The organism is Streptomyces sp. NPDC052236, assembly GCF_044548015.1.
Classification (GTDB): Bacteria; Actinomycetota; Actinomycetes; order Streptomycetales; family Streptomycetaceae; genus Streptomyces.
Map to the genome: position 1 here is coordinate 1 of NZ_JBIUBL010000071.1, position 7186 is coordinate 7186.

Sequence of the window (7186 nt, forward strand, 5' to 3'; positions counted from 1 at the left end):
CCGGCCCGTACGGCCAGACCCAAACCCGACCCAGCACTCACTCACGCTCACCAGAAGTCACTACCGCTCATTACTTCGGCAGCAGTCCACAACCCTCGCCGACTACCTCCTCCACATCGGAGAACCACGGCGACGCTTCGCCGCCGTTCCGGCGAGCACCTGGCGGGCACTGCTCACGACGACGGACGACCCGCACGTCCTGGTGCGCATCGGATGGAGCGCCCAGTGGCGCCTGTTGTACGAACTCGCCGAAGAATTCTACGTCGCTGCGGGCACCGAGGGGGCGCTGCCCCGGGCGCGTCTCCTGATGACACGGGGACGAGCAGCGGCGGCGCGGCAGCTGGCTGAGTCTGTTATTGAGCAGCGGCCCGACGAAGCAATGGACCTGCTGATCACCTGGAGCCAGCGGGAGACCCCCGATCAGGACCGTCGGATCGCCGAGTTGTCGCAGTACGCGAGCGTCCACGACCCCGCGGCCCAGGCTCTGGCCCAGGAACTGGAGTCGGCCGGCCGCTACGACGAGGCCGTCGAGCAGTGGACGAGACTTGCCGCCGGGGGAGACGGGGAATCGGCCCGGCGCGCTGCCGAGGTGTTGACCGAGAGGGACCGCGTGGCCGCCGCCGTGACACTGCTCCGCAGCTACGCGGGTGCAAGCCCCTCGGCCAGGCGCATGCTCGTAGACCTGCTGCTGAGGGAAGGCACGCCCGGGAACGCCGCCGAGGTCGAACACCTGCTGCGCGCCTGGCTGAGCGACTCATCGGTTGATGGCATGAGCGACGCCCAGCTCGTGGAGCTGCTGTACACGTCGGGACGCATGGACGAACTGGAATCCATGGCGATGGACGGCTCACGTGCGGCCAGGCATCGGATGATGGAGGTCTGGGTCGCGGAGAGCGGCCATGCCCCGTCCGTCGCCGACCACGCCAAGGCGGTCTGCGCGCGATGGAACGAGACGTCCGATGCCCCCTGGACCGAACTGCACCTCCTGCGAAGGTTGGGCAATTTGGAGCAGGCGGTCGATGTCGCGCTCGCCTTCGAGCGGGACCATGGCGGCAATGACGACCTGAATGCCGTCGTCACCTCGATGCTGATGGAGCTCGACCGGTGGGACGAAGTCGTCGTGCGCGCGGACCGCGGTGACTCGCGCGCGCAGGACGTCGTCGCGCAGTCGCTGGTCGAGCAGGGCCGGATCGACGAGGTGGCTCGGCGTGCGGAGCGAGGGGAGCTGCCGGCCTGTCACCGGCTCAGTGACTGGCTGGAGAGCTGCGGGAAGGTTACGAAGGCCACCGATGTATGGCGCGGAGCGCTGGCCAGTGGCGAAGAGGATGCCCGGTATTGGCTGGTCGGCCTCTTGGAGAAGCACGAGCGCGTCGATGAACTCCTCGACCTGCTGAGGGCCGAATCCCGCCGGCTGGGCAAGCGCGAGGCCCGGCTCCTCGCCTCCTTGCTGGTGAAGACGGGTCGCATTGCCGAACTCATGGACCGCGTCTCCGCAGGCGATCAGTACGCGGATACGCAACTGATCCACCACCTCGTGGACACTGGCCGGGGCGAGGAGGTGTGCCGACGTGCCGTCGCGGGCAGCGGCACAGCCACGCGCGTGCTGCTGCACGCGGCGATGAGCGACCCGGCACTATGTGACCTCGCGTCGTACGGCCTGCAACTCGACGGGTCGGTCGCGACACCGCGCGGCGAGGACTGACGCGCCGTACGCTACATCGCCGCCACGTTGCTGACGGTGGTTCTGCCTGCCTCAGGGCTGACCGGACCACCGAATGCGACCACCAGACGGTCTTAGGTTTAGCACCGTCGTGGCCCACATGCTGGAGCCCGCTCAGATTCGAGCTGACCGGGCTCCTCTTCGTAGCCCGCTCAGGCGGAGCGCTCTTCGTCCGGCTCCTTGGCCTTCCGAGGCAGCGTCATCCTCGGCGTGCGGTTGGGAGCCGCAGCTTCGGAGTCCTTGACCACGCTGAGGGGCTTCCGCGCCCGAGGCACGAGCTGTACGACCTTCTCGGCCGCGTCGCGGGCGAGGTCGTCCAGGACGGCCTGGTAGATATCGCGGGTGACCCGGGTGTCCGAGTGACCCAGGGTCTCGGAGACGACCTTGATGTCGACCCCGGCCGCGAGCATCAGCGTGGCGGCGACGTGGCGAAGGTCGTGCAACCGGATGGGCGGCAGCCCGGCCGCCTCGACCAGACGCTCGAAGAGGTCGGACACCTTGCCGGGGTGAAGGATCGAGCCGTCCTCCTGGGTGAAGATGCGGCCGGTATCGACCCAGCCATCACCCCATTCGAGCCGCTCCTGCTGCTGGCTGGCCTTGTGGGCGAGGAAGAGTTGATCCGTCTCGTCGTCGAGGGCGATCAGGCGGATGCCGGAGTCGGTCTTGGGGGCACCTTCGTGGATCTCCCAGCCGTCCTGCACGAGCTGGGTCGCGATCGCGAGGGACTTCGCGGCAGCCGAAGATTGGGCAACGGTGGCTGGCAGCAGCGAGTCGGAGCCGTGCGATTCGTCCACCGAGGCGGCGACGAAGTGCCCGGCCAAACGTTTCGCCCCGGCCAGGTCACGGGCGTCGGCCAAGATGTCCCACCACATCTCGCGCGGGTGGTGGGCGATCTGCTGCGGATCGAGGGTCCAGATCGTTCCGACCTCGGCGCGGGCGTCCACCGTCGCGGTGAAGGCGTCGTTCGCCGCCTTGTTCGAGGTCAGCAGCACCGGGCCTGGAGCGGCGAGGATCGCGGGGATCGCAAGTCCGGAGGTCTTGCCGGAGCGCGGGGCCATGATCGCGACGATCACGTCCTCCCATGAGGCGCGGACCTCGGCGCGGCTCGGGGAGAGCGTGCCGATGAGGATCCCGCGGTCGGCCGGAGCGACCTCGTTCGGCTTGAGCTCGGACAGGCTGGGCCGCAGGCTGCTGGCCTTGGCAGTGATCTCTTTGTCCAGCAGCGGGGCGAGATCCGCCTTACGCGCGAGGCCGTTCTTTGCGCCGCCGCGCAGCCGCAGCCACAGGACCAGGCTGGCGATGGTGAGGCAGACGGAGAGCAGGCCGGGGACGATCCGGGCGCCGACGAGCAGCGCCGTGGCGCTCAGATGTGGCCACAGCACGTCGGGGTGAAGCAGCGTGTCGGTGGCCCTGAAGGGCACCCAGGGGCCGACGCCGACCAGGGTATTGGTGAGGTTGCCGGTCAGCCAGGCCAGGGAGCCGAAGGCGAGGGCGATGCCGAGGATGCTGAAGAGGAGGTACAGGAGCGCGTCGGACCCGGTGGTGATCGAGGGCGCGCTGGTACGCGGTGCGGGCATGGTTGGTCCAGGGAGTGAGCGCAGGTGAGGGAAGGGGGTGGGGCGCGCGGCGCTCTTCTGCTGGTCATCGGGGCAGCTCCTGTTCTGGAAGGAAGTCGGCGGTCAAGGTCATCGGGTGCGCGGCCGCCGGGGCGGCGGGGCGCTGGCCGGCGGTACGGACGTACTGGCCGAGGGCGTCGTGCGCTGGGCGGTGGCTTGCGGCGAGGAGGTACGGGCGACTCGCTGCTGATCTGCCTTTGGACTCCGTGCGGTGGACGGTGCGGTTTCCGCGACCGCGCCGGCACCGAGAACGTCGCTGAGCAGTTCCCTGGTCCGCAGGACGTTGACCATTTCGTGGTGCCTGCGCTCACTGAGTTCGGCAGGGCACGCGGCGATCCCGTCCTCGGCGATCTCCAACTGATCCTGGACGTCACGAAGCATGCCGTGGGGGGCGGCCAGCCGCGTCCCGTTTCGAAGGTCGGGTTGTGGTGCGGGTCATCGAAGTCCAGGCGGACGCGGGCCCAGTCGGCTGCGGCGGCGACGAGTTCGGTCAGCTGCGGCAGGGCCCCGACCAGGGCACCGTTGACCTCCTCGATGATTCCGGCGACCTCATCTGGCGTTGCGGTCTCGGTGAGCCGGGCGATCATCCCCGGGACCGAGTAGGGGTCGGCACGTGGATGGGGCAGATGGCGGATCTGCAGCGGCGTGTCCAAGCCGGACAAATCGTCACCGTGGGCGAGCCGGATGTTGTGCTGCATCGCGGCGGCGACGGCCTCGCCGATGCTCGAATAGGACTGGGGCATAGTTCCTCCTCGGTCGTTGTGCTTGGCGTTTTCGGGCTGAGCGGGGAGCGCGCGGCAGCGCGTAACCCACACCTGGATGGAGGAGCCCTCTTCGGTCCGTGGCCGGACTGGCAGCGGATGGAGGCAACGCCCGGTTCACGGCGCGATCGCCAGGGTCAGACTTTCAGCGAGGGACGCAAGCCGGTCAGGAGCGGTGGCGGAACTGACGGCGGTGACGATGAGGAAGCCGACCCGGCCGGTGTCGAGGGGAGTCACCGGGCACGAGGGCCGGGGGCCTGCGACGGACGTACGGCCACGCCGACCTCTGGTGCTCCAGCGCCGAGCACTGAGGACACCTTGGCCTTGGTCGCTGCGGGCGACGTGGCGAGAGCCGCGCTTCGGGAGCTCGGGAGCGCTGGGGACTGCGTCCGAGCCACCACCTGGTCCTGCTGCGAGTCGCCGACGCGGTGCAATTCGACTTCAGATCCGACGAGTTCAGACTGCGCTGCGCTGACGAACTCCGCAGCGAAGCCGAACCGGTCGGCGACCGCATACGCCTCGTCGTCGAGGTCGGATATCTGCTCGCCTGCCGCCTCCAGCGCTTCCCGGACGCGTTCCAGGACACCGTGCTCGGGGTGGAGGAGGTAATCGACCGCCTGTACAAGATCGGCACCGTGCTCGGCGGCCCTGATCTGGTCAGTCAGCCGCAGGACCTCGGCTCCGGCGGTGTAGGGCCCGAGCGGATTGGCCGGGGAGGTCAACCGGTTGGCGTCGAGGCCGGGATCCAGGTCGACGCGGTAACGGGCGGCGCGGAGCATCTCGGCTGCCTGGGTGGCGATTGCGGTGCGGTCAGCGGTCAGGGTGGTGGTCGGAAGGCGATGGCGTCGGCCGTACCAGTCCTCGATCTGCTGGAAACCGGCGTGCTTGAGGAGCATGGCGGACAAGTCGTCGCTGGCACCCCTCGCCGAGACACTGCCGCTGGGCTCGGAATTGATGATGATGTAGGGGGCAGGCACGGGGGCTCCTGGGCGCGGGGTGTCGGGCTTGGGACAGAAGGCACGTGACCGAGTTCGGCGGTTATGCGCTCGCGCCCGGTCTGCAGGTGGAAGGCGTCGCGGTAGGCGTGGTGGAGCCCCGTCCTCGCGGGCGAGGGCTACGACGTTCACCAGCTGGGACTCGGATCGGAGCGGACCGAGCAGACCCACCAGGCCGCTCGGGCGCGCGGGCCCCGAGGCGCTCGACGGATGCGTCGAGGGCGTGGGCCAGGGACGGCAGGGCCTCGGGCTTGGCAAGCATCTCGATCGGGGCGCCGTGGCCGTCTCCCGCGATCAGGCGGGGGGCGGCGTGGTTGCCGCGCTCGCCCGGCACGTACAGATACGTGAGCAGGCCGGCGGTGTGGCTGGCGCGCTGCAGGTGGGCGATCACGGCGTCTACCTCGAAGGGGAGTGGCGAACGGGAGCCCGGGTGGTCGGGCCGTCATGGAGAGAGGATCCGCAGATTCTGCGATTTGGCCCGGCCGGAGATGGGTGGTAGACGCTCCGAGTCATCCCGACTTGCCGAGGCCGTTGTCGTAGGCGAAGTTCGAGCAGATGGAGCGGGCGAAGTAGGCGTCGTTGTGCAGCCGGGCCCAGCGGTCGTCCTGGCGGATGACGGTGGCGACGATGTCGAGTCCGTGGGCCTGGTTACGTAGAGCGGCCCACCGCCAGGCACCCGGGTCATCGTCGGGCTCGATGCCGATGGCGTCGAGGACCTCGCGCGTCAGCTCGAACCAGTCGTCGTCGTCGAGTTCCACGCCGGTGGTGTTGCGGACAGCGCAGTGCCAGGTGAGCCGCTGGGCGCCGGTGTGCCCTGTCCGCGATTCCCGCAAGGCGAGCGGCTCATCAGGCAGCAGCGCCGGGTACGGCAGGACCACGGTGTCCTGGACGGTCAAGGGTTGAGTGGCTGACCGGCAGCCCTGTGTGACAGCGGCCAAAATCGTTTCCCCGCGTACGGCCAGTGGTTTCCCGCTCACGGTCCCCACTGGTGGCCAGTTACGCTCCCCGGGCAGTGAGCTCCGGGTACACAGGTCACGTGAACGCCGCTCCTTCCGCCGATGGCCTGATCGGCGTTCTCTTTGTGGCGTTGCGACGGCAGACTACGTAGGTGAATTCTGACCTCTACCCTGACCTGGCGGCTGTGGACGGCCTTGCCGCTGCGCTGGAACAGCTGGCGGCCGACCGCGGTGTCGATCTCACGATGGTGTCTGGCGACTGGGGGCCGCTCGTTTCGGTGGGCATCACCTCGTCGGTCCCTGGGCGCAAACCGCTGTCCGTTCACATCGGGGCGGAGAGCCGCTGGTTTGGTGTCTCGGGCTGGAGCCAGGGGGTCAAGTTCATCACCGGATCCACGCCTGACCTGGCGGATGTCGTCAGGGCTGGTGTGGCGTGGGGAAAGGGCAGGAGCCTGCGGGAGCTGCGGGCGGAGCTGTCGTTTCTGCACTCCAGCGAGCGCGCCGAGGCCCACGAACGCGGGCCAGTTGCAGTGGTGGAGCTGCAGTGGCGCACGATGCGGGAACAGGCAGCTGAGACACCGGATTTCCCTGAGTTCGGCGAACTCGTGGAAGCGGCTCATGCCGAACCGAGGCTGCGACAGCTCTATGTGTTCTCCAGCCACTGGACGCTCGGCTTCAGCTCCTGCACCGGATTCCCGTTCCGCGGTGAGGTGGCTATCGCCCCGTCATCCAACGGCAGCTCGTACCGCGTGATGATGCATCCTCACTCCGGCGTCCTCGGTGAGGCCGCCACTGCCCAAGAGGTCGTCGCCTTGGCGGTGTCTCACCTCCCCACCGGTCTCGGCCCGGCTGTCGCGGGGACCGCCGAATGAGATGAGTGACGAGCCACATCCGCAAAGCGTCCGCCGACGACACGGACGTTCTCCGCATCAGTGGGAACGCAGGTGCGCGGTGCGTGCTGCTGCCAGACGAGTGATCGTTCCTCACTGGCGAGGGCATTGCGGTGTGAGCGGAGTAGAGGCCGTGGTGGTACCGATCATGGTGCTTGGTGAGCCGGCGCCCCGGCCCACACCCGCGCGCCGGCGGGTCGGTCGCTCTACCGGTTCCGCGTGGTGGTCAGGGTGCCAAGGTCGGTGAT

6 protein-coding genes are annotated in these 7186 nt (G+C 68.7%); 2 read left to right on the forward strand and 4 right to left on the reverse strand.

All coding sequences use genetic code 11. The features are described 5' to 3' along the window. The coding region (locus tag ACIHCQ_RS44345; protein WP_399674993.1) for a hypothetical protein at positions 1 to 1702 on the forward strand (1702 nt) is incomplete at its 5' end. Between the two features lie 170 nt (positions 1703 to 1872). Here ACIHCQ_RS44345 and ACIHCQ_RS44350 read toward each other — a convergent pair. The 4 genes from ACIHCQ_RS44350 to ACIHCQ_RS44365 all read right to left on the reverse strand — a co-directional run bounded on the left by ACIHCQ_RS44350 (position 1873) and on the right by ACIHCQ_RS44365 (position 5988). After that, positions 1873 to 3297 (reverse strand): tyrosine-type recombinase/integrase, encoded by a 1425-nt coding sequence (locus ACIHCQ_RS44350; RefSeq protein ID WP_399674995.1) that lies wholly within the window; start codon positions 3295 to 3297, stop codon positions 1873 to 1875. Between the two features lie 108 nt (positions 3298 to 3405). Next, entirely contained in the window at positions 3406 to 3717 is a 312-nt protein-coding gene (locus tag ACIHCQ_RS44355; RefSeq protein ID WP_399674996.1) for a hypothetical protein, read from the reverse strand. Positions 3718 to 4330: 613 nt separating this feature from the next. Then, on the reverse strand, positions 4331 to 5074 hold the full coding sequence (locus tag ACIHCQ_RS44360; protein ID WP_399674997.1) for a hypothetical protein: 744 nt from the start codon (positions 5072 to 5074) through the stop codon (positions 4331 to 4333). A gap of 527 nt (positions 5075 to 5601) precedes the next feature. Beyond that, positions 5602 to 5988, reverse strand: a complete 387-nt coding sequence (locus ACIHCQ_RS44365) for a hypothetical protein (RefSeq protein WP_399674998.1) — start codon at positions 5986 to 5988, stop codon at positions 5602 to 5604. A gap of 245 nt (positions 5989 to 6233) precedes the next feature. Between ACIHCQ_RS44365 and ACIHCQ_RS44370 the strand changes: the two genes are divergently transcribed. After that, positions 6234 to 6920, forward strand: a complete 687-nt coding sequence (locus tag ACIHCQ_RS44370; protein WP_399675000.1) for a DUF6193 family natural product biosynthesis protein — start codon at positions 6234 to 6236, stop codon at positions 6918 to 6920. The last annotated feature ends 266 nt before the right edge of the window (positions 6921 to 7186 follow it).